This window comes from Staphylococcus sp. IVB6240 (assembly GCF_025558425.1).
GTDB lineage: Bacteria > Bacillota > Bacilli > Staphylococcales > Staphylococcaceae > Staphylococcus.
In genome coordinates, this window is sequence record NZ_CP094718.1 from 309,050 (window position 1) to 335,873 (window position 26,824).

The 26,824-nt window shown below is 36.0% G+C and carries 31 protein-coding genes; 21 read left to right on the forward strand and 10 right to left on the reverse strand.

What is annotated here, in order from left to right; genetic code table 11:
- Window positions 1-229 precede the first annotated feature (229 nt).
- Complete coding sequence (thiD, locus tag MUA88_RS01455) at window positions 230-1,060, reverse strand: bifunctional hydroxymethylpyrimidine kinase/phosphomethylpyrimidine kinase (RefSeq protein ID WP_262604386.1); 831 nt, start codon at window positions 1,058-1,060, stop codon at window positions 230-232.
- Window positions 1,061-1,217: 157 nt separating this feature from the next.
- On the opposite strand from thiD, the gene MUA88_RS01460 reads away from it, so the two are divergent.
- The 4 genes from MUA88_RS01460 to MUA88_RS01475 all read left to right on the forward strand — a co-directional run bounded on the left by MUA88_RS01460 (window position 1,218) and on the right by MUA88_RS01475 (window position 4,332).
- The gene (locus tag MUA88_RS01460) at window positions 1,218-1,877 is read left to right on the forward strand and encodes a uracil-DNA glycosylase (RefSeq protein ID WP_262604387.1); all 660 of its coding nucleotides are present in this window, start codon (window positions 1,218-1,220) and stop codon (window positions 1,875-1,877) included.
- Window position 1,878: 1 nt separating this feature from the next.
- Window positions 1,879-2,199: a DUF5327 family protein gene (locus tag MUA88_RS01465; protein ID WP_262604388.1), complete on the forward strand. Its 321-nt coding sequence runs from the start codon at window positions 1,879-1,881 to the stop codon at window positions 2,197-2,199.
- Window positions 2,200-2,214: 15 nt separating this feature from the next.
- A complete protein-coding gene (locus MUA88_RS01470; protein WP_262604389.1) occupies window positions 2,215-2,577 on the forward strand; it encodes a DUF423 domain-containing protein in 363 nt (120 codons plus the stop codon).
- 303 nt (window positions 2,578-2,880) lie between these two features.
- Window positions 2,881-4,332: an APC family permease gene (locus MUA88_RS01475; protein WP_262604390.1), complete on the forward strand. Its 1,452-nt coding sequence runs from the start codon at window positions 2,881-2,883 to the stop codon at window positions 4,330-4,332.
- A gap of 101 nt (window positions 4,333-4,433) precedes the next feature.
- Here the strand turns inward: MUA88_RS01475 and MUA88_RS01480 are convergent, their stop codons facing one another.
- The 5 genes from MUA88_RS01480 to MUA88_RS01500 all read right to left on the reverse strand — a co-directional run bounded on the left by MUA88_RS01480 (window position 4,434) and on the right by MUA88_RS01500 (window position 8,507).
- Window positions 4,434-5,477 carry an acyl-CoA dehydrogenase family protein gene (locus tag MUA88_RS01480; protein WP_262605668.1) on the reverse strand — a complete coding sequence of 348 codons (1,044 nt, stop codon included), beginning with the start codon at window positions 5,475-5,477 and terminating at the stop codon, window positions 4,434-4,436.
- 14 nt (window positions 5,478-5,491) lie between these two features.
- Entirely contained in the window at window positions 5,492-6,178 is a 687-nt protein-coding gene (locus MUA88_RS01485; RefSeq protein ID WP_262605669.1) for an ABC transporter permease, read from the reverse strand.
- An 8-nt stretch (window positions 6,179-6,186) separates the two neighbouring features.
- Window positions 6,187-7,143, reverse strand: coding sequence for an ABC transporter substrate-binding protein (locus MUA88_RS01490; RefSeq protein WP_262605670.1), 957 nt, complete (start codon window positions 7,141-7,143; stop codon window positions 6,187-6,189).
- A gap of 13 nt (window positions 7,144-7,156) precedes the next feature.
- The gene (locus MUA88_RS01495) at window positions 7,157-7,897 is read right to left on the reverse strand and encodes an ABC transporter ATP-binding protein (protein ID WP_262604394.1); all 741 of its coding nucleotides are present in this window, start codon (window positions 7,895-7,897) and stop codon (window positions 7,157-7,159) included.
- A gap of 97 nt (window positions 7,898-7,994) precedes the next feature.
- Entirely contained in the window at window positions 7,995-8,507 is a 513-nt protein-coding gene (locus tag MUA88_RS01500; protein WP_262605671.1) for a DUF4242 domain-containing protein, read from the reverse strand.
- A 339-nt stretch (window positions 8,508-8,846) separates the two neighbouring features.
- Between MUA88_RS01500 and MUA88_RS01505 the strand changes: the two genes are divergently transcribed.
- Genes MUA88_RS01505 through MUA88_RS10890 form a run of 3 tightly spaced genes read left to right on the forward strand, consistent with a single transcriptional unit; the run spans window position 8,847 to window position 9,821 of the window.
- Entirely contained in the window at window positions 8,847-8,975 is a 129-nt protein-coding gene (locus tag MUA88_RS01505) for a hypothetical protein (RefSeq protein ID WP_262604396.1), read from the forward strand.
- Window positions 8,976-8,986: 11 nt separating this feature from the next.
- Window positions 8,987-9,520 (forward strand): ABC transporter ATP-binding protein, encoded by a 534-nt coding sequence (locus tag MUA88_RS01510; protein ID WP_262605672.1) that lies wholly within the window; start codon window positions 8,987-8,989, stop codon window positions 9,518-9,520.
- A 1-nt stretch (window position 9,521) separates the two neighbouring features.
- Window positions 9,522-9,821, forward strand: coding sequence for an ATP-binding cassette domain-containing protein (locus MUA88_RS10890; protein ID WP_276580938.1), 300 nt, complete (start codon window positions 9,522-9,524; stop codon window positions 9,819-9,821).
- A 271-nt stretch (window positions 9,822-10,092) separates the two neighbouring features.
- On the opposite strand, the gene MUA88_RS01520 is transcribed toward MUA88_RS10890, so the two are convergent.
- The gene (locus MUA88_RS01520) at window positions 10,093-10,650 is read right to left on the reverse strand and encodes a TetR/AcrR family transcriptional regulator (protein WP_262605673.1); all 558 of its coding nucleotides are present in this window, start codon (window positions 10,648-10,650) and stop codon (window positions 10,093-10,095) included.
- A 120-nt stretch (window positions 10,651-10,770) separates the two neighbouring features.
- Here MUA88_RS01520 and MUA88_RS01525 point away from each other — a divergent pair, with 120 nt between their 5' ends.
- Together MUA88_RS01525 and MUA88_RS01530 are read left to right on the forward strand one after the other, a co-directional pair.
- Window positions 10,771-11,418 (forward strand): HlyD family secretion protein, encoded by a 648-nt coding sequence (locus MUA88_RS01525; RefSeq protein ID WP_262605674.1) that lies wholly within the window; start codon window positions 10,771-10,773, stop codon window positions 11,416-11,418.
- Between the two features lie 15 nt (window positions 11,419-11,433).
- A complete protein-coding gene (locus MUA88_RS01530; RefSeq protein ID WP_262604400.1) occupies window positions 11,434-13,137 on the forward strand; it encodes a DHA2 family efflux MFS transporter permease subunit in 1,704 nt (567 codons plus the stop codon).
- A gap of 58 nt (window positions 13,138-13,195) precedes the next feature.
- Here the strand turns inward: MUA88_RS01530 and MUA88_RS01535 are convergent, their stop codons facing one another.
- From MUA88_RS01535 to pta, 3 genes are all read right to left on the reverse strand, one after another.
- Window positions 13,196-13,336 carry a hypothetical protein gene (locus tag MUA88_RS01535; protein WP_157728659.1) on the reverse strand — a complete coding sequence of 47 codons (141 nt, stop codon included), beginning with the start codon at window positions 13,334-13,336 and terminating at the stop codon, window positions 13,196-13,198.
- Between the two features lie 100 nt (window positions 13,337-13,436).
- The gene (locus tag MUA88_RS01540; protein WP_262605675.1) at window positions 13,437-14,276 is read right to left on the reverse strand and encodes a lipoate--protein ligase family protein; all 840 of its coding nucleotides are present in this window, start codon (window positions 14,274-14,276) and stop codon (window positions 13,437-13,439) included.
- Complete coding sequence (gene pta / locus MUA88_RS01545; RefSeq protein WP_262605676.1) at window positions 14,276-15,265, reverse strand: phosphate acetyltransferase; 990 nt, start codon at window positions 15,263-15,265, stop codon at window positions 14,276-14,278. The genes MUA88_RS01540 and pta overlap by 1 nt, the downstream gene beginning before the upstream one ends.
- A 163-nt stretch (window positions 15,266-15,428) precedes the next feature.
- Between pta and hemQ the strand changes: the two genes are divergently transcribed.
- The 12 genes from hemQ to argS all read left to right on the forward strand — a co-directional run bounded on the left by hemQ (window position 15,429) and on the right by argS (window position 26,607).
- Window positions 15,429-16,187: a hydrogen peroxide-dependent heme synthase gene (gene hemQ, locus MUA88_RS01550; protein WP_262604403.1), complete on the forward strand. Its 759-nt coding sequence runs from the start codon at window positions 15,429-15,431 to the stop codon at window positions 16,185-16,187.
- Window positions 16,188-16,408: 221 nt separating this feature from the next.
- On the forward strand, window positions 16,409-17,755 hold the full coding sequence (locus tag MUA88_RS01555; RefSeq protein ID WP_262604404.1) for an APC family permease: 1,347 nt from the start codon (window positions 16,409-16,411) through the stop codon (window positions 17,753-17,755).
- Window positions 17,756-17,777: 22 nt separating this feature from the next.
- On the forward strand, window positions 17,778-18,536 hold the full coding sequence (locus MUA88_RS01560) for a threonine/serine exporter family protein (protein WP_262604405.1): 759 nt from the start codon (window positions 17,778-17,780) through the stop codon (window positions 18,534-18,536).
- A gap of 11 nt (window positions 18,537-18,547) precedes the next feature.
- Window positions 18,548-19,012, forward strand: coding sequence for a threonine/serine exporter family protein (locus tag MUA88_RS01565; protein ID WP_262604406.1), 465 nt, complete (start codon window positions 18,548-18,550; stop codon window positions 19,010-19,012).
- A 263-nt stretch (window positions 19,013-19,275) separates the two neighbouring features.
- Window positions 19,276-20,820 carry an SLC13 family permease gene (locus MUA88_RS01570; RefSeq protein WP_262604407.1) on the forward strand — a complete coding sequence of 515 codons (1,545 nt, stop codon included), beginning with the start codon at window positions 19,276-19,278 and terminating at the stop codon, window positions 20,818-20,820.
- A 94-nt stretch (window positions 20,821-20,914) separates the two neighbouring features.
- Entirely contained in the window at window positions 20,915-21,253 is a 339-nt protein-coding gene (locus tag MUA88_RS01575) for a YuzB family protein (protein WP_262604408.1), read from the forward strand.
- Between the two features lie 176 nt (window positions 21,254-21,429).
- Window positions 21,430-21,969 carry a flavodoxin family protein gene (locus tag MUA88_RS01580; RefSeq protein ID WP_262605677.1) on the forward strand — a complete coding sequence of 180 codons (540 nt, stop codon included), beginning with the start codon at window positions 21,430-21,432 and terminating at the stop codon, window positions 21,967-21,969.
- A gap of 85 nt (window positions 21,970-22,054) precedes the next feature.
- Window positions 22,055-22,534 (forward strand): GNAT family N-acetyltransferase, encoded by a 480-nt coding sequence (locus tag MUA88_RS01585; RefSeq protein WP_262605932.1) that lies wholly within the window; start codon window positions 22,055-22,057, stop codon window positions 22,532-22,534.
- Between the two features lie 24 nt (window positions 22,535-22,558).
- Complete coding sequence (locus tag MUA88_RS01590; protein WP_262604411.1) at window positions 22,559-23,857, forward strand: HD domain-containing protein; 1,299 nt, start codon at window positions 22,559-22,561, stop codon at window positions 23,855-23,857.
- A 22-nt stretch (window positions 23,858-23,879) separates the two neighbouring features.
- The gene (locus MUA88_RS01595; protein ID WP_262604412.1) at window positions 23,880-24,407 is read left to right on the forward strand and encodes a YwhD family protein; all 528 of its coding nucleotides are present in this window, start codon (window positions 23,880-23,882) and stop codon (window positions 24,405-24,407) included.
- A 129-nt stretch (window positions 24,408-24,536) separates the two neighbouring features.
- A complete protein-coding gene (locus MUA88_RS01600; RefSeq protein ID WP_262604413.1) occupies window positions 24,537-24,947 on the forward strand; it encodes a YwiB family protein in 411 nt (136 codons plus the stop codon).
- Between the two features lies 1 nt (window position 24,948).
- Window positions 24,949-26,607 (forward strand): arginine--tRNA ligase, encoded by a 1,659-nt coding sequence (gene argS, locus MUA88_RS01605; RefSeq protein ID WP_262605678.1) that lies wholly within the window; start codon window positions 24,949-24,951, stop codon window positions 26,605-26,607.
- The last annotated feature ends 217 nt before the right edge of the window (window positions 26,608-26,824 follow it).

Genomic DNA, 26,824 nt, shown 5'->3' on the forward strand with positions numbered 1-26,824 from the left:
AAAATCATAAACATTTATAATGATTTTGTCGTAGTGCCCCTGCAAAGATGATTAGATGTGTGACAAGTTTATTAAGTATACGTAGTCACATATCAATCAGCTACTGCAAAACTTCTAGTCACCCTTGCCGGGGGGGACGACGAAATCTTTTATAGTAATAAAGATTTCTGTCCCACTCCCAAAAGAAACGCCATGTGGTTAAGATAACCCATGGCGTTTAGAATTGTGATTAAATTTCAGTCACTTCAACGTCAATTTTTTCAATACGGTTGTATGCACCGTGATCAACAGGACCTACAAAGTCATTCATTTTCCAACCGTTTTTGATTGCTGAAGCAACGAACGCTTTAGCATTTACAACGGCTTCTTTTGGTGATTGTCCATTTGCAAGGTTTGCTGTTGTAGCAGCTGCAAATGTACATCCAGCACCGTGGTTATAGCTTTGTTGGAACATATCCGTTGTTAATTGATAGAATGTTTGACCATCATAGTATAGATCATATGATTTATCTTGATCGAGTGCTTTACCACCTTTGATGACAACGTGTTGTGCACCTTGTTCGTGGATGATTTCAGCTGCTTTTTTCATATCATCCATTGATTTTAATAATCCAAGTTTTGATAATTGACCTGCTTCAAAAAGGTTTGGTGTTACAACCGTTGCTTTTGGTAATAAATATTGAATCATTGCTTCAGTATTACCTGGATTTAATACTTCATCGTCCCCTTTACATACCATTACAGGGTCTACAACGAAATATTGTGCATCAGATTCTTCAAACGCTTCCCCAGCACGTTTGATCACTTCTTCTGTTCCTAACATACCTGTTTTAATTGCATCTGGACCAACACTGATTGCAGTTGCAAGTTGTTTGTTGAATACTTCAAATGGAATTGGTGAAACATCATGTGACCATGTTTCTTTATCCATTGTTACGATAGCAGCAAGTGCCACCATACCGTATGTGTCTAATTCTTGGAATGTTTTAAGATCGGCTTGCATTCCTGCGCCACCACTTGTATCTGATCCTGCGATTGTTAATACTTTTTTTAATGCCATGTTATAGCCACTCCCTTTTTTAAACTTCTATTCTAAATGCGAATTCATACTTAACTACTATCATATCATGGTCGTGCGTGGCTGCAAACATTTCCAAACGATATCATCAACGTTCTTCTATAAATTTTATGTTAAAATGTGGAATGAGGTGAAGATGATGGAATGGTCTACTATTTTTCATGACATTACATCCAGACATGATTTTCAAGAGATGCACGATTTTTTAGAAAAAGAATATACAACAAAAGTGATATATCCTGCACGGGAGAATATTTATCAAGCATTTGATTTAACACCATTTGATCGAGTGAAAGTGGTTATTTTAGGACAAGATCCATATCACGGTCCAAATCAAGCGCATGGGTTAGCCTTTTCAGTACAACCTGAGGCGAAGATGCCACCGTCATTGCGTAATATGTATCAAGAACTCGCTGATGATCTTGGGTGTCGGCGTACATCGCCCCATTTACAAGATTGGGCGCGAGAAGGTGTTTTACTGTTAAATACCGTTTTAACAGTACGTCAAGGGGAGGCGCATTCACACCGCAATATTGGTTGGGAAATATTTACAAATGAAGTGATTGAAGCCATCTCAAAACATAAATCAGATGTCGTCTTTATACTATGGGGGAAACCTGCACAACAGAAAGAACGTCTGATCGATACAACAAAACACCATATTATTAAGTCACCACATCCAAGCCCTTTATCAGCGTATCGTGGTTTCTTCGGTTCAAAACCTTATTCAAAAGCGAATGCTTATTTGGTATCACGAGGGATAGAACCTATTCAATGGTGTGAAAGAGAGGAGTTATAGCATGCAAAAAGAAAAGTTAATTCAATTGTTAGAGCATGAATTGATGCAAGCGGATCAAGCCACAACAGATGCTGCATTTGATAAACATATCTACGCAATTCATGCCTTAACAGCTTTATATACAGATCAAGAAACACCTAAAGCAACATCAAGTGTCGTAACCCCTACACAGACACCTGTATCGTCTACAAAAGTATCAGAAGAAGAAATTCGCTTGATGGGTGGACGTGTGACAGAATCCAGTACGGTACCAAAAACAGCGGATAATCGTTTAGTAACAGATGATGCGATTGGTAATGGCGAATCTATTTTTGATTTTTAGAGGAGGAAGTAAAGCATGAAGATTTTTATTATTTTAGGTGCACTTAACGCAATGATGGCAGTGGGAACAGGCGCTTTTGGTGCACATATGTTAGACGGTAAGCTTTCTGAGCATTACATGTCTGTTTGGGAAAAAGCAACGATGTATCAAATGTACCATGGTCTGGGGCTCATTTTAATTGGTATTATCGGTGGTGCGTTTGACTTGAATGTTAGTTGGGCTGGATGGCTTATGTTCTTCGGTATTGTCTTCTTTAGTGGATCACTTTACATTTTGTCAATAACGCAAATCAGCGTATTAGGTGCCATTACGCCAATTGGTGGTGTATTATTTATTGCTGGATGGCTCATGCTGATTATTGCATCTTTTAAAATATAAGGGTGATGTATGATGGAAGCAATTTTTAATTTTCTAAGTCATATTTTTAGTGCACTTGCTTCGGCATTATGGAAGCGAAATGAAGATAATCCCGAAGATAAGGAATAACACAGTGAGAATGGCTAAATGAGTGAGGTGTAACGTCTCTTGAACGAGGCGCCACACCTCACTCTTTTTTGTACATTGTATGACAAATTTTTGATATGTTTCAATTTTTAATGTATGATTAATGGCTCAAATACTCAAAAATAGTTAATAAAATTTTATCTAGGGTATATAGGATATTAGAGGTGAAATATATTTATGGCAAAGAAAAATAAAAAGCCAGATCGAGGCGATTTGCAACAGAACTTATCTGAAAAGTTCGTTTGGGCAATTGCATATGGCTCTTGTATTGGCTGGGGTTCTTTTATTCTGCCAGGGGATTGGATTCAAACAGCAGGTCCTATTGCGGCATCCATCGGTATTTTTATTGGGGCATTACTGATGATGATCATTGCCGTAAGTTATGGTGCATTGGTTGAACGTTTTCCAGTTTCTGGTGGGGCATTTGCATTTAGCTTTTTAGGTTTTGGACGATATGTTAGTTTCTTTTCATCATGGTTCTTAACTTTTGGCTATGTTTGTGTCGTCGCACTGAATGCAACGGCATTTAGCTTATTAATTAAGTTTTTAGTCCCAGATGCCATCGAAGTCGGTAAGTTGTACACCATTGCTGGTTGGGATGTTTACATTACAGAAATTATTATTGCCTCCGTATTACTTCTTGTGTTCATGGTGATTACTATTTATGGCGCAAGTGTATCAGGATCATTACAATTTTATTTCTGTATTGCCATGGTCATCGTCGTTGTTTTAATGTTTGTCAGTTCATTCTTTGGTTCAAGTTTCTCGTTAGAAAATTTAAAACCATATCATGGACCAACTTATGATTGGTTCCCAGCGATCATTATGATTGTATCAGTCGCACCATGGGCATATGTGGGATTTGATAATATTCCACAAACAGCAGAAGAATTTAACTTCTCACCCAACAAAACATTTAAGTTAATTGTGTATAGCTTATTAGCAGCTGCCATCACATATATTATGATGATTTTATACACAGGTTGGCTGACATCAGAGAATGATAGTCTTTGGACAACAGGTGCTGTGACACGTGAAGCTTTCGGAAATATTGGTTTAGGTGTCCTTGCGATTGCCATTATCATGGGGATTTTTACAGGACTAAATGGCTTTTTATTGAGTGCAAGTCGTTTACTCTTCTCAATGGGACGTTCAGGAATTATGCCAACTGTTTTCAGTAAGTTACATCCACGTTATAAAACACCTTATGTTGCGATTATTTTCTTAGTAGCATTAACATTAATTGCACCATGGTTAGGGCGTACAGCATTAACATGGATTGTAGATATGTCGTCTACAGGTGTTTCAATTGCTTATTTTGTTACTTGTTTGTCAGCTGCGAAGTTATTTAGCTACGATAAAAATAGTACAACTTATGGTCCAGTCTATAAAACACTTGCAATGATTGGTGCAGTGATTTCATTTATTTTCTTAGCACTCTTGTTATTACCGTTTTCACCAGCATCATTATCTTTACCATCGCATATTGCATTAGGTTTCTGGACATTATTAGGACTGGTATTCTTCTTTATTCGTTTACCGAAACTTCGCCGTATGGATAAAGATGAATTATCACAATTGATTTTAGATACACGTAAAAAAGACGTTGAAAAAATGCTAGATGAATAAAGAAATATGAAACATCCAGTTATATGATTCTAAAAAAGAATGGTATAACTGGATGTTTATTTATATCAATACATGATAAAAGTTGTCATCTTAACTGCGAACTAATAAACACTTGCTTTTAATTCTTCTTGTAGTTTACCTAGATGTCTTAACGTCGGTGTTAATGCCGCAAAGAAAAAGCCTTCTTTTAATTTACGTGCTTGTGGTGAATGATAAGCATATGCTTTTGAGCCGCCATTCACCATCGATGCTTGATTTACGTCAAGCAACAAATAGCCTGCTGATTTCTTTAGTTCAATCAGATCTTCAAATTTATTTTGTAATACATTCTTCTCTGATACATCATAAAATTGCTTCCTAATCTGATCGTATTGATTTTCAAATACTTGCACATCATATTCTAAATATTGATTAATGCCGTTTTGTGCATGAGAGAATTGGTGGATTAAATCAAGTGATGATCGAATGGCGCCTAATGCGATGGGAATCTGTAATGCGACAAATTGTGGTCGTATTTGTGATGCGAATGCTTTTGCATTGTGTGTAATAATATGTTCTTCTGGTATTAGAACATGATGCATATCTATTGAAAAAGTTGCTGACCCATTCACACCTAAAAAGTGAGACATTTCCTGCATTGTGATACCCGTTTGGTTAGCTTGTACAATAAACATAACAAGTTCATCAGATGAAGCATTCTTAGAGATTGCACCAAAATAATGATCAGGTCCAATATTACTAATTGCTGGCAATCTCCCATTCACAATCAGCTGTTGGTTTTCATCATAGTGATGTGACAGGTTGAATGTTTCTAAATCATTAAATGACTTCATTGGATTCGACAATCCAGTTGCACCTAAAATTTCACCTGATAATAATTTCTGCTGTAGGTCTTGTTTGAAGTAGGGGGATTCCGCATTTTTTAAGTAAGTAGAAAATGCCAATTGACACCATAAGCAGAAACCCGTCGTCAAACAAGATTCGGATACTTTTTCTATAATTTCTGAGTTGTTTTTAATGTCATCTTCCTTGAAATAACCTTCTTTAAACAAAGTACGAATAAAGTCTTTCGGATAATAAGACCCTTCATCAATTTCTATTAAATATGGTTTTAGTTTATCTTCAATATGTGTGTTTAAACTCATACAATTCAACTCCTTCATTCACCAAAGCGTGTTAAGATTAATTTTTCAAAGTGACTAATCATGCGATCAATTAAGAACCCGAATACACCAATAAAGAATATGGCTGCTAAAACATCTTCTAGGTTTAACATATTACGTGAGTCTACAATCAGAAAACCAAGACCTGATTGTGCGCCAATCATTTCACCGGACACTAAGAAAATCCAACTTGTGCCGACTGCTGTATGTATGCCACCCATCATATGTTTGAAGGCACCAGGAAATAGAATGTTTTTGTATAATGACCAGTCTTTTAAATTTAAATTAGATGCAATTTTTAAATATTGAGGTTCAATATGTTTAATCCCTTTGATGGTATTAAAAACAATCGGGAAAAATGCAGCGATAAATATAATGGCAATGGCAGGTAAGCTACCAATCCCAAACCACAAAACGATAAATGGAGACCATGCAATAGGAGAGATAGGTCTTATTAATTGAAATAATGGCTCTATAGCATTAAATAGTGAAGAACGACGTCCTAATAAAAAGCCAACAGGTATGCCAATCATAATGGCTAGTATAAAACCTACAATAAAGCGATACAAGCTGATACCTAAGTTTGTAAATATATCCCCAGTGATGATGCATTGCCATATTAAAAGAAAAATAATAAAAGTAAGAATAGGTAATGACCATTTTTTAATACTGTTAACCGTCATGTCATCTATCACTCCTTATACAACGTAGGATCAACAAAATCTTTATACGTTGGTGCTTTAAAAAGCTTTTTCTCATCTACTAATTTTTTAATTTTGTTGTAACCTTTTTTCTCAATTGCTAAATTACCGTAAGAAGTCCATTCAGCTGATTGTGCTAAAACTTTTTTATCTTGTTTAAAGTTTTTGTCCATTACTTCGATACTTTTATCTTTATTCTCCATTTGGAAGCCAGCTTTTTTATAATCTGAAACAAAATTTTTAGTAACTTCTTGATGTTGATTGATGAGGTCACTTCTAAGTACGAGTACACAGCAATATGCATCTGGTATGATGTCACTGCCATGATATAAAGTATGACCACTTCCTAATTTTTCACCAAGTGCGCCAAATGGTTCTGCGACAGAATATCCAGAAATGCTACCTTCATTGAGTGCAGCAGGCATTTCAGCTGGAGGCATTTCGTGATAACTGAAAGAGTTTGAACTTAATTTCAGCTGTTTTCGCATTTCATCTAATAATAAATAATGTGTTGAGTAGCGATGTGGTATCGCAAAATGATAGGTCTCATGTTCGTGAAAATCTGATACATTTTTACCTTTTTCTCCCATAACAACGTTCCCTTCATGATGACCTAAAGCGACAGCCTTAATATCTGATCCTTTTTGTTTTGATTTCATTGCCAGTTCAATAAGTGTAGAAGCACCGTCAATTTTGCCACTGTTTAAAGCATCCATTAGATCAGGCCAATTATTAAAACGTACTAATTCCAAGTTATAATTCGAGTTGTCAGTGTGCTGTTGTATTTCTTTTGTCATCATCAAATTTGCTGAATGCGTGATGGGTAAGTAGCCAATCTTTAGTGTTTGTTTTTCACCTGTGTGATGAGAGCTATTTTTTTGCGTGTCCAAGTTACAGCCAGAAAGGATAATAAGGAATATGAAAGTAAGTAAAATAAATTTTTTCAATCATTTCAACTCCTTATAGATAGTATTCTGGTTCTGCTAAATGATGATTTAATGCAAATTTTTCCATAATATCATTTCGAATTTTTAATAAATGACTGTCATTACGATTTCTGGGATGTGATGCGGCTATATGATATTCACTGAGGATCTCACAACCCTCCCCAAGTAATACAATATCATCGGATAGATAAATAGCTTCATCTATGTCATGTGTCACTAAAATGATGGTTGCCGTTGTTCTTTCTTTCAAATGTATCAATTGATCTTGTAGTTTATACCGTGTAAACGCATCTAATGCGCCTAAAGGTTCATCCATGAGAATGACTTTTGGTTGATGAACTTGTGCCCGACAGAGTGCAACACGCTGTTTCATACCACCCGATAATGCTTCTGGAAATAATTTGCCTTTTTGATTTAAATCCACTGTTTTTAAATGTGTGTTTATCTCTTCATCGCTAATATGATGAGGTAAACCAAGACGGATATTGTCATTGATATTTTTCCACGGAAGTAGATTATGGTGTTGAAAAATCATTAAACAATCTGGAGATGAGCTTGTTTTAACTTGGCCATCAATCGTCACTTTTCCCGAGGTTGCCTTTAAAAATCCACCAATAATATTTAACAATGTTGACTTACCACAACCGCTTTTACCTATAAATGTGACGATATTACCTTTTTTAATTTTTAACTCAAAATCCTTAATAACAAGATTGTTGTCAAATTGATGTTGGATATGGTTAATGTGAATCATTAAATCACCTCGGATCTTATCTTGTTGAGTGATAGATGATAAGGGCTATGTATGCACATAACCCTTATATATTTGATTATTCAGAAAATATTACGTGTTATAATTTTTCGATACCATCTATAGGTGTGTCTACTGCTTTACGTGCACGTCGAACGGCATCTTCATCTGGTGCATCGTATAGGCAAATACATTTTGACATATCTTCACATACATAAGTACGTTGGAATTGTACTTCAGGCACCTCTTCGTAATGCACTGAATTTTTCTTTTTACGTGCTAAATATTGATCCATTGTGATGCCTTCAGGAATATTCCAAGTAACGAGAAAATCTACATGGGCATCGCCTTTTTTAACATCTTCTAATTCTTTGCCGACTAATCTAACTTGTTTGACAAGATTGATATTGATGGAAGCTTCTTCTAAAAATTGTTTCGCTTCATCACTGCTATTTGCTTCGACAATAAAGTATCCGTGAGTCAGATTTGATGTAGCTTGTACTTCTATAAGCGTTGGTATTTCTCCCGTTGTTAATTTGCTTGCCTGTTCTTCTAACGCCTCTTTTGTTGAAAAACTGCTTAAATCATTAGCTTCTAGTAAAAATAAAGTCATAATATATACCCCCTAAAATAGTAATAAGTAAATACTACTATAATTCCTATCTGTTTACAAGGATATAAATAAATATTAATTTTAAACAGGAAAATGTACGAGGATTTAAATAGTAGATTCAGTGTAATATCGCTTGAACGGATTAAGAAATGAGTTTGAAGATGAGATTGGAAGAAACATTTTTGAAGTTTGAACAGAATGAGAAAATTCACATACTCCCTAGATTTAAGGAATAAAAATATTCTATATAATAATTTTTGAATTTTCTGTTTTTTGTGTAAAAAGTGATATAATTTTATAGAGTTGTTATACAATTTATTGGTATTGTTACTCGTATGGATGTTTTTAGAATTACAACGTTTAGAAATTAAATTAGAATCCTATGATTATTTAGAAGCAAGTTGTACATCATATGGTGCACCCTCATGTAATGAACCAGATCCAGTTCATTCAGTATTTATTGTATAAGGAGGTTAACTTTGAAAATTAAATTACTAAGCCCAAAACTTATTTTATTATATGTGTTTATGTTAATCACAGATTTAGATGGACTTGTCATCCCAACACTTATAGCTGATATTGTACATTCCGTTGAGATTAAAAGATTAACAAATTATTTTATATTTGGCATTATTGGTTATGCAATCATTCGAACAGCTTTATATTTATGGAATGTATATCAACAAAAATTCATTAAAAATTTTAATACTGAGTATAAAGGAAAGATCATTCAGAAGTATTTTAATAGTGATCACTTAAAATTACGTTCAGAGTTATTAAGTTTTATTGTAAATGATTTCAAATTTCTAGAGACAAACTATATAAAATCTTTATTTCTATTTACATATTGTGTCGGTTTTTCCATTATCTCAGCTATCTATGTGTTAGTCATCAATTACAAATTAGGTTTATTATTTATATTGTTTTCCATTATTCCTGTCATCACACCAAAGATTTATAAGAATAAAATTAAAAAATCAACAAAATTTGAATCATGTTGTGACACAATGTAATTTGCAAGACTTAATTAATACACATGGATGGTATTACACTGCTGGAGCAGGTGGCAATCGTCTTTCAGGTGGTCAAAAAATGCGAATTGCATTAGCACGTATTTTAATTAAGGAACCTAAATTTATATTAATAGACGAGTTTTCAGCAGGACTTGATAAAGAAAATACAGATTTTATAAGAAAAGTCATTCATCAACAGGTTGAAACAGTCATTGAAATTACACAAGATGAAATAATACATGGTGATTATTACAACAAAGAATGGATAATAAACGAAAAAAATATATTGGCAGTGAAATAAATAAAAAGTTAAATAAGCCTATTTCTAACGACAGTCGCTACGCTATCGAGAGAAATAGGCTTTTTAAGTTGGAGAACTTTTTTGAAAATGAAAGCACAAAATGATATGGGTCCCTGCCCATATTTTTGCTTAAGAATAATGTAACATGTTTTTGAGTGTTTTGGGGCATGAATATTAATAAAATCTTAATTATCTGTGAATTAATTCTTAACTCTTAATAAATATGAAATATTATTTAATTTTTAGTAGCTTATACAAATCTTATCTTAAATTAACGTTTTGTCTTCATAAGATTAGCATTCAGAATATATGCCATTTCATCAGGTGTCTCCTGACAATCATTTGATAACCATTTATAGATGATGGCTAATTCACCACCGATTGTATAATGAATGAAATAATCTGAACGATGCATCTCAGGTAAAGATTTTAGTATGGCAGTATAAGTGCGTTGGGTAAACTTCATATAATCTCTAATCAAGACAGGTTGTGTGTTTGTCACAATAATCGTTTGAAAAAATGATTTATAGCGCAGAATATATTTAAACAACAATCGGAACCCTTTTAAAATGTAGGATTTAGTCGTTTCTAAATCACTATGTTCAATCGTGTATGTTGTTGACGCCATCAGCCGCTCATAACGCTTCATATGAAATTGTTTAATCACTTCAAATAGTTGATACTTATCTTCAAAATGTGCATAGAATGTTGAACGATGTACACCGCTTTCTGCACAAATTTCTTTAATGGTAATTGCTTCAAAAGGATGATGTTCAAGAAGTCTAATCAGTGCTTTACAAATTTGATAATATGTTTTTGTTTTTTTCATAAAATCACCAAGGTGTTAATTTTTAAATCCGACACATTTGTTGAAATTGTCTGTGGTATGTGCAGAATGATGGTTTTATAATACAGGATATTGAATTTTAAGGAAAGGAAATTTGTCATAATGAAGAAGTTAGTCATGATTAATATCATTACCATTGTATTGCTCGTCATCATTGGAATTGGAGGATTTTATTTTTATAATCAGTCAACCAATTATGTCAAAACAGAAAATGCGCAAATAGATGGTGAACAAATTAAAATAGCAGCACCTGCTTCGGGTCAAATTTCAGAGTTGAAAGTAGCTGAAGGAGACAAATTAAAAGAAGGCGATACTTTTGCAAAAGTACAAGTGAAATCTGAAACTGGCGATGTTCAAACAATGGATATCCCGATGCCTGTAGAAGGAACCGTTGTGAAAATGTCTGCACAAAAAGGGAGTATGGCACAAGCTGGGCAACCTTTAGCTTATGCGTATAACTTGGATAAACGTTATGTAACAGCGAATATTGACGAAACAGAAGTGAAAGATGTAGAAACAGGTCAAGTAGTTGATATTGCGATTGATGGCCAAGATTCTAAAGTGAAGGGGAAAGTTGTTCATGTTGGTCAAGCGACAGCATCGAGTTTTTCTTTAATGCCTTCATCAAATAGTGACGGGAATTATACAAAAGTGACACAAGTGATTCCTGTAAAAATTGAGTTTGATAGCCAACCATCAAATGGTGTTCTACCAGGTATGAACGCAGAAGTAAGTATTCATAAGAATTAAATAGGAGGTCATCCAATGTTTGTGATGATATATAGCATTGTTTCACTTATCGTGATTATATTGATGAACCTCATGTTGCTGCAACGTCGTAAGAAAAAACAGATAAACTTAAACAAAGATGTCGATCAAGCACAGTTGATAGACGAATATAACGATGAGATAGATGTAAACGCATCTATTACTGATCAAGTGAAGGGAACCGTCACGCAATATCGATTTAAAGAAGGGATTACACGTAATAAAGTATTGGCTGCAATGTTATTTGGTATGTTTATTGCCATATTGAATCAGACATTGTTGAATACCGCACTCCCTAAAATTAATACAGATTTCAATATTACTGCTGCGACAGGACAGTGGTTAATGACAGGATTTATGTTAGTGAATGGGATATTAATTCCAATCAGTGCGTTCTTATTTGAGAAATATTCCTATCGACGTTTGTTTTTATTCTCTATGTTGATATTCTCTGTTGGCTCACTGGTTTGTGGGATTGCTTGGAACTTTCCAATCATGATGTCAGGTCGTATATTGCAGGCAGCAGGTGCAGGTATCTTGATGCCACTTGGAACGAATGTTTTCATGACGATTTTCCCACCAGAAAAACGTGGGATGGCAATGGGGACATTAGGAATTGCAATGATACTAGCACCAGCAATCGGGCCGACACTTTCTGGTTATATCGTTGATCATTATGATTGGCATACCATGTTTATCGGTATGTTTGTGATAGGCTTGATAGCGTTAGTTTTCGCATATTTTTGGTTTGGTATGTATCAACGTACCTCACAACCAAAAGCAGATGTACCAGGGGTGATATTTAGTACGATTGGTTTTGGTGCGTTATTGTATGGCTTTAGTGAAGCGGGTAACGATGGTTGGGGATCTACAAAAATTATTGCCATGTTAGTGATCGGAGTGATTTTTACAACCGCATTTGTTATTCGTGAAATGACGATGAAAGCACCGATGTTAAGTTTTGAGGTACTTAAATATCCAGGCTATACATTGACTGCAGCCATCAATATGATTGTCACAATGAGTTTATTTGGTGGGATGATTTTACTTCCGCTATACTTGCAAAATTTACGTGGATTCTCAGCGATTGATTCGGGATTGTTACTCTTACCTGGTGCACTGATTATGGGCTTTATGGGGCCAATTGCCGGTAAACTGTTAGATACAATTGGTATTAAACCTCTGGCAATTATTGGTTTAACAATTACGACTTATGGTACATGGGAATTAACACAACTGACGATGGATACACCTTATTCATCGATTTTATGGATTTATATTGTACGTTCTTTCGGTATGAGTTTTATCATGATGCCTATTATGACGGCAGGTATGAATGCGTTACCTGCGCGACTCATCTCACATGGGAATGCATTAATCAATACAATGCGTCAATTAGCTGGTTCTATTGGGACGGCTATTCTAGTAACCGTTATGACACAACAAACGGATACGCATCTTGCAACATTCCAGCAAGATTTAGATACAACACAGCCATTTATTCAAGATCAGTTACAGTCATTGGCACAGCAACTAGGTGGAGAACAGCAAGCAACAGCAGCTATTTTACAGTTTGTGAATGAACTTGCAGCAGTTGATGGTGTGAACAGTGCTTTCTGGGTTGCGACAGCCTTGAGTGGACTTGCGCTTATCATGAGCTTTTTCTTACATGATAAATCATATTATATGTCGAAAGAATAAAAAGAATCACAGTTTCTTCAACAAAGATGGAGAGGCTGTGATTTTTGGTTTATTATAATTATTTATCTTTCACAAATGATTTAATGAATAAGCCGATGCCGAGTCCGAGGCAGGCACCCACTAAAAGTTGATCAAATAAGCTGCCTAAACCGATTCCGATGAAAAGACCAGCTGGCACAAGATAATTGCTATTATTCATGTTCTTTTCCCCCTTTATTATTTATATTATATCCAACCATCTTTTGTGCGTATATAAAAACCCCAATCAACAAAATTTTATTGATTGAGGTTTGTTTATATTAGTCTTCAATTTGGTGATTAATCTTTGCATTACGTTCAAGCATACGATCATAATAGTGCTCATAACGTGACCACTCATCTGGTGACACAGGGTCCGTATTCAAAGTACCACCTAAATCTTTGATGGCATACAGCAACTTAAACATGACGTCTTGTACTGTGATGTCACGTTTGAGTAATGTTTCTAATGATGCCATACAGTCTGGATGGATATCAGGGTAACTGAACTTTGTCACTTCACCTTTAATCGCACGTTCATAAAAATCATGCATGAGTTGTGCACGCTCAGCACCTGAACCTTCTACACAAAGGTAAATTTGAACAGCCACACCACCGCGTACACGGCGTTGAGAGATACCTGCAAATTTTTTACCATTAATGCTTAAATCGAATTTTCCTGGGCAATAAGAATGCACAATTTCATAGGTATCGATGTCGATATGATAATCTTCAAACATCTTAGAAATCAGCAGATACATCACTGTGAATGCTTCATCGATGGTAACCTCTGTTTTGCCTTTGAAAATAAGTGAGATGTTCAGCACCCCTTGATCGAGTACCACACCTAATCCACCAGAATTACGTACAATTGCATTGTAACCTTGTTCATCTGTTAAGTATGAAATACCCTCTTTCAAATAAGGCAATCGTGAATCATGTATGCCTAAGATGACGACGTGTTGATGGATCCAAGTTCTTACAACATTTGGAGACAAGTCTTTGCCGACACTCTCAGAAAAAGTGTCATCAAATGCGAAAGACTGCATTGGTTCAAGGCCTGTTGTATGGTCGATGTAACGCCAAGTCACGCCATTGAAATATTTAGCAGCGAGATCCATTATTGTAATGATTGTGCTGCTGTAATGATAGATAAGTTATAAACGTCTTCTGATGAGCAGCCACGTGATAAGTCATTCACTGGTGAGTTAAGACCTTGTAAGACAGGACCTACAGCGTCAAAGCCACCTAAACGTTGTGCGATTTTGTATCCAATGTTACCAGCTTCTAAGCTAGGGAAGATGAATACATTCGCATCACCTTGGATTTTTGCACCTGGTGCTTTTTTCTTCGCAACTTCTGGAACGATTGCTGCGTCGAATTGGAATTCACCATCAACGACAACATCTGTTAAGTTTTCATTTTCGATTTTTTCTTGTGCAAGTTCAACAGCTTGAACTACTTTTTCAGTGTCGTCTGATTTTGCTGAACCTTTTGTTGAGAAGCTCAACATTGCAACTTTTGGTTCCATACCGAAGCTTTGTGCTGTTTTCGCACTTTCAATGGCAATTTCAGCTAAGTCTGATGCACCAAGTTCTGGGTTAATGGCACAGTCACCGAAAAGATATTGTTTGTCTTCTTTAATCATGAAGAACACACCTGATGTTCTTGAAACACCTGGTTTTGTTTTGATGATTTGTAATGCAGGGCGTACAGTGTCTGCAGTTGAGTGTGCTGCACCACTTACAAGACCTTCAGCTTTCCCTGCATAAACAAGCATTGTACCGAAGTAGTTTACGTTGTTAAGTAATTCTTGTGCTTGTTCTTCTGTTGCTTTACCTTTACGACGCTCTACGAATTTTTCTACTAATTCAGCTTTAAGGTCGCTTGTATCTGGTTGAATGATTTCAATATCTTCAACGTTTAAGCCTTCATCAGTGGCTAATTTTTTAATATTCTCTTCATTACCTAATACGATAGGTGCTACGTAGTCAGAAGCTTGTAATTCAACAGCTGCTGATAATACACGTGCATCTTCTCCTTCTGGTAATACAATACGAACGTTTTTGCCTGACAACTTGTCTTTGAATACATTTAATAAGCTAGACATAATTATGTCCTCCTTTGACATGGTATAGCATAATTTTCCGTTTATTATTATACGCTATTTTTCTTCAGATTTCCATGACGCTCATTGCACGCCGTTTTTTTCGTTTTTAAGTAGGGAATGTGATAATATTTACTTGTAAATTAATAATTAAGGAGTGTTCTGAATGAGTCATGCAGCAGAAACTTTAGATGGATGGTATAGTTTGCATTTATTTTATGCAGTTGATTGGGCATCATGGCGTTTAGTACCTGAAGCAGAACGTAAACAAATGCTTTCAGAGTTTGAAGAGTTACTCACTGAATTGAAAGGTGCTAAAGAAGCTGGAGAAGGAGATCATGTTGCATATAATGTGGCAGGTCAAAAAGCAGATATCTTATTATGGTTCTTACGCCCAGAAATGAAAGATTTAACTGCCATTGAAACAGCAATCAACAAGTTACCGATTGCGGATCACTTCATCCCAACATATTCATACGTATCAGTCGTTGAATTAAGTAATTATCTTGCAGGTCAATCTGATGAAGATCCTTATGAAAACCCACATGTACGTGCGCGTTTATATCCACAATTACCAGAAACAGATTATATTTGTTTCTATCCAATGAACAAGCGTCGTAATGAAACATACAACTGGTACATGTTATCAATGGAAGAACGTAAAAAGTTAATGTATGATCACGGCATGATTGGTCGCAAATATGCAGGTAAAATTAAGCAATTTATTACAGGTTCTGTTGGTTTTGATGATTTTGAGTGGGGTGTCACACTCTTCTCAGATGATGTATTACAATTCAAAAAAATTGTTTATGAAATGCGCTTTGATGAAACAACAGCGCGTTATGGTGAGTTTGGTAGCTTCTTCATCGGTAACAAGTTAGATAGTGAAGCACTTCATACAATGATGGCACTACCTGAAAAATAGAGATAGACATGAGACTGGTTTACATTACGTGTGAGCCAGTTTTCTTTTTGCCTTTTTGATGTACACGAATTGATGATGTTTCCCCATTTATGAACTTTTATACGATAGTAAGATAAACGATAAAAGTGAAATACAAAACTTGATATAAATAAAAGATTTCTCCATATACACATGTTATAGTAAGGACAATGACGCAAAAGAAATAAAGGGGAGGCGTTATAATGAAATCTAATAAGCAAACTTTAAAACCAACGATTGGATTGTTTACAGCGGTCACAATTATTGTTGGTACCATCATAGGTTCTGGTGTATTCGTTAAACCGAGTTCTGTATTGGCCTATGCTGGGACGAGTAGTTTAGCACTTTGGGCTTGGCTGCTTGGTGGTGCACTTACATTAGCATCAGGTTTAACAATTGCTGAAGTTGGTGCACAAATTACACGTACAGGTGGTTTATATGCCTACATTAAAGATATTTATGGTTCATTTTGGGGGTTTTTAACAGGATATACATTAACTGTTTTATATGGACCAGCAATTATCGTGTCACTTATTCTTTTTTTAGGGATTTTAATTACAAAGTTCTTTGTAATCAGTAGTTTTTGGACGATACCTATTGGGGCAGGTATTTTCTTATTTTTACTTTTATTGAATATGGTAGGTACATATTATGCCAATATGATGCAAAATATTTCTACGATTGCAAAACTGATTCCAATTATTGCGATTGCAGTTTTCGGACTCATTTACGGTCAAGAAGGGGTATTTGGCAGTGACGTGACGCAATTGGTTATGAATCAGGATGGCACTGTTAACTTTGGCCGAGCAGTACTGGCTACACTTTTTGCTTATGATGGCTGGATCATGTTAACGACTATGGCGGGAGAAATGAAAAATCCACAGAAACATTTACCATTAGCAATGTTGATAGGGATTTTAATCGTGACATTTATCTATGCGTTGATTAATATTGCGATATTTAAGACACTTCCAGCTTCAGAAGTATATTTATATGGAAATAGTGTCAGTGTCGAAACGGCAATTCTCTTATTTGGTGATATCGGGGCGAAAATTGTAAATATCGGTTTAATTATCTCTATCATTGGTACATTGAATGGTAAGTTGATTACTTTTCCACGTATTCCATTTGCGATGGCACAAGATAATCTATTACCGTATTCAACAAAAGTTCAATATGTCAGCAAGCGTTTCGGCTCACCGATTGGGGCGCATATTGTGATGAGTGCACTGGCGATGTTGATCCTCATGCTAAGTGTTTGTTTCCCAACAATTTTTGATGCGGATTATTTATCAGAAATCACGATTTTTATTATTTACTTTTTCTATATGGCATCTTTTGTTGGTCTGTTTATTTTAAGACGTAGAAATAAAGGGCAAGCACGCGCGTTTTCGGTACCACTTTATCCATTTTTACCGCTTATTGCAATAGCGGGTGGTTTGTTTATTGTGATTAATACATTGATTTCAGATCCAATAGGGTCAGGCATTGCGATTGTAGGATTGCTCCTAGGCGTGCCACTGTATCTCTTTACAGTAAAGAGAACATAAAGATTTTGAAAAGAAGGTGCCAATGTTGATTCAATCAAGACCGTCGGATCAAGACGTGATGAATATTGTGATGCTTGCTGGCCGTATATTATTAGAATGCGGCGCAGAAGCAAACCGTGTGGAAGATACCATGCAGCGTATAGCCATCGCATATGGTTATGAAGAAACACAAGGTTATGCGTTGAATATTTTTATTAACTTTTCTTTATCACCGGATCATGACACACGTATGGTAAAAATTAAAAAAAATGATACTAACTTGCGCAAAGTATTTTTAGTGAATCACATTTCGCGACAAATTGCGCAACAGAAATTATCGTTTGATGAAGCTTATCAAACACTTAAACAACTTGATAAAACCTCTCATCGCTATAAGTTATGGCATAAAATGTTATTTGCAGGACTTATTTCTATGGGCTTTTTATACTTGCAAGGAGGCGGCTGGCAAGATTTATTACCTGCTGTACTTGCTGGTGCATTAGGTTATTTTGTAACAGAGTATATGAAAGGGAAACAGCTGACTCTTTTCATTCCGGACTTTTTAGGCGCGATTGTAATCGGTATGGTTGCTATTCCAATTAATCATTGGATTGGAAGCCCTAATCTTGCTGCCACCATCACTGCAGGTGTGATGCCTATCGTACCAGGGGTATTAATAACAACGGCAATCCAAGACCTGTTTGAACGACACATGCTCATGTTTACAGCAAAATTCTTAGAAGCAATCGTCACATCATTTGCGATTGGTGCAGGTATTACCACTGCATTTATTGTATTTTAGGAGGTGAAGCAATGTCGATTCCAATTATATTTTTATGTAGTTTCTTAACCGCATTTTGCTTTGCCTTTATCTATGATGCACCGCGTCGTTTATTTCTACCAGCAGGATTATGTGGTGGGTTTGGTTATTTAACGTTTCACCTCGTTCATATGACTTTCGGTATCGATAGTATTTATGCCAGCCTATGTGGTAGTTTTATTCTTGGTATTATGAGTCATGTTATGGCACGTCGCTATAAGTCGCCAGTTATTCTTTTTATGGTACCGGGGATTATCCCGCTAGTGCCAGGGAGTATTTTCTTTAAAGCAGCACAAAAATTATTGACGTTAGAATTCAATGAGGCGAATGACATCTTTATCCGAGCTACATTGATTGCAGGTGCCATTGCGGTCGGTCTACTTATGTCTGATCAATTTGCCAAGTCGTTTATTAGAAAGCCTATACAGATTATTCGACCAAAACGTCAACAAAAATAAAGATAAAATTATGAAATAGAAATCTTATTTTCTAACCTTATATGAGAGACTGATGTTATCCAGTGTTTTTACTGAATAGTCATCAGTCTTTTCTTGTTTGAAGATAGATTTTAAGAATAAAATATAACCATTTCCTTTTATTTAAAAAGTCAGAAATATGTGTAAAAAAGCGCTATCATATTACCACTTTATTGTGATATACTGTTTAAAAATGTGGTACATCATTGATGAGAGAAAAAGAGAAGCCAGCAAGGGGGAGCATTATGACAAATCCAAAAGAATCTCGTTTATTGACTTTTTTTACGGATAAGAAAAAGGAGCCATCATATACATTGTCACAACTTATTGGACTTGTGATGGGGCCATTAATGTTTGCGTTAATATTACTATTTGTACGTCCAGATGACCTTAGTTTTAAAGGGTTATATGTATTAGCCATTACTGTATGGATTGCACTTTGGTGGATTACAGAGGCGATACCTATTCCAGCAACAAGTTTATTGCCATTAGTTTTGATGCCATTAGGACATATCATGGACAGTGCAACTGTTTCTGCACAATATGGAAATGACATCATTTATTTATTCTTAGGTGGTTTTATTCTCGCAATCGCAATGGAACGTTGGGATTTACATACTCGTATTGCTTTAACAATTATTAATTCAATCGGAACAAGTACAGGGCGTATCTTACTTGGATTCATGGTTGCAACAAGTGGTTTATCTATGTTCGTTTCAAATACTGCTGCTGTAATGATTATGATTCCAATTGGATTGGCTATTATTAAAGAAGCACATGCTTTAAAAGAAAATCATGAAGATGACTCAAGCATTGCAAAGTTTGAACGTTCGCTTGTACTAGGTATTGGCTATGCCGGAACAATTGGTGGTTTAGGAACATTGATTGGGACACCACCACTTATTATCTTAAAAGGGCAATATGCGGCGAACTTTGGAGAAGAATTAAGCTTTGCGAAATGGATGATTATCGGTATACCAACTGTTATTATTTTGATTTTCTTAGCTTGGTTATACTTCCAATTTGTTGCTTTTAGACATGATATGAAAGAGTTGCCAGGTGGGCAAAAAGTAATTAAAGATAAGCTGGAAGGACTTGGTTCAATTAAATACGAAGAGAAAGTCGTATTTTGTGTCTTTATCTTAGCATCATTCTTATGGATTTCACGTGAATTCTTGTTATCAAACTGGCATTTTACAGATATGATTGCAGATGGTACGATTGCGATCTTCGTTTCAATTCTGTTGTTCTTGATTCCAGCCAAAGATAAACATAAACGTATCTTAGATTGGTCAGTCGCTAAAGAATTACCTTGGGGCGTTTTATTACTCTTCGGTGGAGGTCTCGCACTTGCGAAAGGGATTCAAGAAAGTGGTCTAGCAACATGGTTAGGCTTACAAATGACATCATTAAAAGGCGTCAGCCCACTTCTAATCGTTATTGTGATTACAGTGTTCATCTTGTTCTTAACAGAAATCACATCAAACACAGCAACAGCAACGATGATTTTACCGATTCTAGCAACACTATCTGTAGCGATTAACGTTCATCCATTACTATTAATGGCACCAGCTGCAATGGCTGCAAACTGTGCATACATGTTACCAGTTGGAACGCCGCCTAATGCGATTGTCTTTGGGACAGGTAAAATCGCAATTAAAGAGATGGCCATTAAAGGTTTTATTATGAACTTGATTAGTATCGTAGTCATTATTATTGTTGTTTATTTTGTGTTGCCACCCGTGTTAGGTATCGATGTGACACAAAGTATTCCATTGCATAAATCTTAATTTGTAGTACACTCACGCCTAGACATAAGTCTTGAAATTATTTCAAAGACGTGTAAAATGAATAGCGGTATGATGCTAAGAGAGGTGGAGTTAGGTGAAAAACAAATTCATGGTTTGTGATGATTGTCAGGCAGTAAATCTTAAAAGTGTCACAAGAAAATTAAAAAAACTTGATCCTGATGCTGAAATAGAGATTGGCTGTCAATCGTATTGCGGACCAGGAAGACGTAAAACTTTCGCTTTCGTTAATAACCGTCCACTTGCCGCACTGACAGAAGACGAATTAATGGAAAAGGTTGAGAAGCAACTTCAAAAACCACGCGATCCAGAAGAAGAAGAACGTTTGAGAAAGCGTAATGAAGAAAGAAAGCGTCGTAAAGAAGAACAAGATCGTAAGTTAAAAGAAAAGTTAGCGAAACGCAAACAGCAATAACGACTTGATATATAAATTAAAAGGGTCTGTATTCATTATTGGGTACAGGCTTTTTTGTATGCCTTTATATATATGTGTGACAGCAAATCACCACTTCCATGAATAATGTTTGTCTGAAATGGGAATAAGACCTATACAAATATAGATAAAGAGAGAATAAAAAGGGATGTTTAAAAATGATTACAGTATTATTTGGCGGTGGTCGTGAGAAGGGAAACACGGTTAAGCTAACAGAACATGTACTTGAAGGACAAGACTATAAATGGATTCATTTAGCAGATGTCATTGAATCATCAGAGAACGACGATGTGAATAGCGATGATGATATTTGTCGAGACTTTCAGCGCGTGACAGAACAAATACTATCAAGTGAACATGTCATACTCGTTTCTCCTGTTAATTGGTATACCATTAGTACAACGATGCAAGATTTTATAGAACAGTTTTCTGAAGTATTAAAGACTTCTAAATATAAAAAAGCGAAAACGCGTCTATCAGATATTAACTTCCGATTGATTTTAATAGGTGGTGACAGCCCACGCGTGAAGGCACTACCTTGTGTGCAACAAGTTGATTATAGTTTGCAATTTTTAGGGGCACATTTACAAGATTATTTGATTGGTTATGCGAAATCACCCGGAGAAATATCCAAAGATACGTATGCAATGAATGAAGCGGCAAAATGGAATGAGCAATATGCAGCGGAACAAGCATAGTAGCAAGGCTTAAATACTCCTCATATGAAGTAGAATTTGTGGTATAATCAAAGGTATTCTATAGCGTATAAGGAGCGATAATATGGTGTATGAAGTGAGAAAAGCGACACCCGAAGATGTCATTGGTATTCGCGATGTTGCAACAAAAGCGTGGTACAACACGTACTTAAATATATATGCTGCGAGTACTGTGAATGATTTACTAGCAGCTTCATATAATGAGGCACATTTGCTTAAAAGATTAGATGAACAATTATTTTTAGTAGCGATAGAAGATGGAACAGTTCTTGGGTTTGCAAACTTTATCCAAGGAAGCGAACTCTATCTATCAGCTCACTATGTGCGTCCTCACTCTCAAAATAGAGGTTTTGGTCGTTTACTTTTAGAACAAGGATTGGCTAATTATAAAGGACAATATGATGCGGTATATTTAGAAGTCGATACGCACAATGAAAAAGCGGTAGCGTTTTATGAAGGTGAAGGCTTTGAAGTGATACGTACATACGAACATGTGATGTATGGCGAGACAATGTCACTTGCATTGATGAAAAAGCAATTGGCCTAGTGCCTCTTAAAGGAGGAATGTCGATTGGTAGAAGAAACATATGTCAATCGTAAATTGTCTGAAGAAAAAGTGTTCAAAGACCCAATCCATCGGTATATCCATGTCCAGGATCAGTTGATCTGGGATTTAATTAAAACAAAAGAATTTCAACGTTTAAGACGTATTAAACAACTAGGGACATTAAATCTTGCGTTCCATACTGCAGAGCATAGTCGGTTTGGACATTCACTTGGTGTATATGAAATCGTGAGACGTATGATTGATGAGACGTTCAGAGGACGACAAGAATGGCGAGATGCTGATCGTCCATTGGCATTATGTGCAGCATTGCTACATGATTTAGGTCACGGACCTTTTTCGCATAGTTTTGAGAAGATATTTGGCACAGATCATGAGGCATACACCCAAGCCATTATTACAGGTGACACGGAAGTAAATGATGTATTGAAACGAGTATCACCGACTTTTCCAAAAGAAGTGGCAGAAGTGATTAACAAGACACATGATAATAAACTTGTCATTTCAATGATTTCATCACAAATTGATGCTGATCGTATGGATTATCTACAACGTGATGCGTACTTTACAGGTGTATCATATGGTAAGTTTGATATGGAGCGAATTTTACGTTTGATGCGTCCATCATCAGATGAAGTTTTAATTAAAGAAAGCGGTATGCATGCGGTAGAGAGCTTTATCATGAGCCGTTATCAGATGTACTGGCAAGTTTACTTTCACCCTGTCAGTCGTGGTGGAGAAGTTCTCTTAAATAATTGTTTTAAACGTGCAAAATATTTATATGAGCAAGGTTATCAATTTCAAACGGCACCTCGAGACTTTGTGCCATTTTTCGAAAATAATGTGACACTCGAAGCGTATATTAAGTTAGATGAGACAGATGTGGTATTTTATTTAAAAGAATGGATGCATGAAACAGATCAGATTCTAAGTGATTTATCCCGACGGTTTATTCAACGGGATTTATTAAAGTTTCTACCGTTTGATGGTAGTTACATTACGCAAACGGAGTTAATAGACCTCTTTGAAAAGGCAGGTATTGATCCAGCATATTATTTTGTGAGTGATTCTATTTCAGACTTACCGTATGATTATGATAGACCGGGTTCTAATCGTAAATCAATTCATCTGTTGAAACCGAATGGAGATATTCGAGAAATCAGCAGTCAGTCTCGTATTATCTCTAGTATTACAGGGATCAAACGTCAAGACTACAAATTGTATTATCCGAAAGAACTCGTATTGAATATTCAAGATACAGAACTTAAAGAGGCGATTGTTAACTTACTTAATGAATTAAAATAATCTTTAAGATCATATAACAACGATGAATGGAGGCGTCTTCGTGGCAGAGAAAAAAGGTTTTAATTTTAACATTATTAAAAACGACCCATTAGATGGTCACAAAGGTACAAATATTGGTGCAATTAGTTTGGATAATATCGCACCTGTTTTTATTGATATTGATGCGCAAGAAGCATTTATTGATATTGGTGCAATGCATGCACGTGCCGATGTAGAAAAAGGTGTCAAATGGATTACAGACAAAGAAACGGTTGATGTGGATGGTGCAAAACCATATTGGCTCTGCTGGGTGACAACTGAAAGAGGGGCACAAGGTCCTTATTATGCAGGCTTAACAGCAGCGTATTTATTAGTGAATAAACAAATTCGCCGTGGATTTAAAAGCATGCCTGAGCACGTAAATATGATGGATAAGTCGATGAAACATAAAGTGATTATTGATCAAATTGGTGAGGACAATAAACGTGTGCTTGCAACATTTTTAAAACAGCATAACGAAGAAATGTGGCGCAATTCTAGTAATGAATTACGTCAAGCATTAGAAGTATAGATGAAGTGAAATGAGTGTGTTGATAGCAAGTTGGGGAGGATTCCCCAGCTTTGCAGATTCACGCTTTTTTTATAGCAATTGTATGTTATAATGTCTTGTATTATTTCGCAAAGTAAGGTGGATACCTCTGTGGAACAACAGGTAACAATTCAAACACATCAAGTCGTTAAACAAGGTGATTCGAAACAACAATACACACATAAGACACAAGGTGTGCGTGTTCAAAAGAATGCTGAATTTATACGCTATGATGAGACAATCGAAGGTAATAACGTACATGTGACAGTTAAAGTAACAGATGACGGTATTAAAATTATACGTAAAGGCGATGTCCATATGACATTACATCTGGTAGAAGGTCAGCAAACGACATCGTATTATCACATTCCAGAAGGCAAGATGGTGTTTACCGTTGAAACATTGCGCGTGCTACACTTTCTAACAGCAACTGGTGGTAAGCTCAAAGTACATTACAAGCTATATCAAGGTGAGGAACCAATCGGCACCTATCAATACGAATTGACATATGAGGAGTGTTAGAATGAATATCATTGATCAAGTGAAACAAACATTAATTGAAGAAATTGAAAAAAGTATCAAGAAAGCAGAACTTGCTGAAACAGTTCCAGCGATTAAAGTTGAAATCCCTAAAGATACACAAAATGGTGATTATTCAACAAATATTGCTATGGTTTTAACAAAAATTGCAAAGCGTAATCCACGCGAGATTGCACAACTGATTGTTGAAAACTTAGATACTGAAGCGGCACACGTCCAAAAAGTAGATATTGCTGGTCCAGGGTTTATTAATTTTTATTTAGATTCAAGTTACTTACATGTCGTGATTGATGATGTATTAAATAAGGATACACAATATGGTCTTGTTGAAACGCCTAAAAATGAAAAAGTATTAATCGAATACGTATCAGCTAACCCAACAGGTGACTTACATATCGGTCATGCGCGTAATGCGGCAGTAGGTGACACGTTGAGTAACATTCTGGATGCGGCAGGCTATGATGTGACACGAGAATATTACATCAATGATGCCGGTAACCAAATTACAAACTTAGCGAAGTCAATTGAAGCACGCTATTGGCAAAGCTTAGGTAAAGAAATGGCGATGCCAGAAGATGGTTATCATGGTAAAGATATTGTAGGTATAGGGGAAGACTTAGCAAAAACACGTCCTGAACTTCAAGAGATGTCAGATAGTGAACGTATTGAAGTGTTCCGTAAACTGGGTGTTGATTACGAAATGCGCAAGTTACGTCAAGATTTAGCAGGCTTCAATATCCATTTTGATAATTGGTTTAGTGAAACGAGTCTATATGAAAAAGGCGACATTCAAGCCGTTTTAGAAAAAATGAATGAACTTGGCTACACGTACGAAAAAGACGATGCAACATGGTTACGCACAACAGATTTTAAAGATGACAAAGACCGTGTACTTATCAAAAAAGATGGTACATACACATATTTCTTACCAGACATCGCTTATCATTACGATAAAATTCAGCGAGGCAATGATAAGTTAATCAACTTGTTTGGAGCGGATCATCACGGCTATATCAACCGTTTGAAAGCATCTCTTGAAACATTTGGTGTAGATAGTGAACGTTTAGAAATTCAAATCATGCAATTGGTACGTTTGATGCAAGATGGTGTGGAAGTGAAAATGAGTAAACGTACAGGTAATGCCATCACATTGCGTGAAATTATGGATGAAGTCGGTATTGATGCGGCCCGTTATTTCTTAACAATGCGTAGTCCGGATACACACTTTGACTTTGATATGGAACTAGCCAAAACACAATCTCAAGACAATCCTGTTTACTATGCTCAGTATGCACATGCACGTATTTGTTCTATTTTACGTCAAGCAGCTGAACAAGGTTATGAAGTGAAAGCGGGTAGTGATTATAGTGCAATCACACATGAAAAAGCCATTGAATTATTGAAGAAAGTTGCTGAGTTTGTAACCGTGATTGAAGGCGCAGCAGAAGCAAGAGCACCGCACCGTATTACAAACTATATTCAAGATCTTGCAGCACACTTCCATAAGTTTTATAATGCTGAGAAAGTCTTAACAGATGACGATGCCAAAACGCAAGCGCATTTAGCCTTGATTGATGCTGTACGTATTACATTGCGTAATGCACTGAAACTTGTCGGTGTATCAGCACCTGAAAGTATGTAATAGATAGTACGATAGCGTTGACGTATGGTTGAATCGGTTTGAAGAGAGCATCAGTTTTTAACAAAGTTATGGGAGAAGTGCTTTGGGTTCCATTGAAAGTCTTGCTTATCGCACACTGACATTTTGATTTCCCAGAGCACAAATTGATGATGTCCCAGCCCCATGTTTCCATGTAGCAAGTTGTGATATTTATTTAATAATAGAGGTGTGAAAGTTG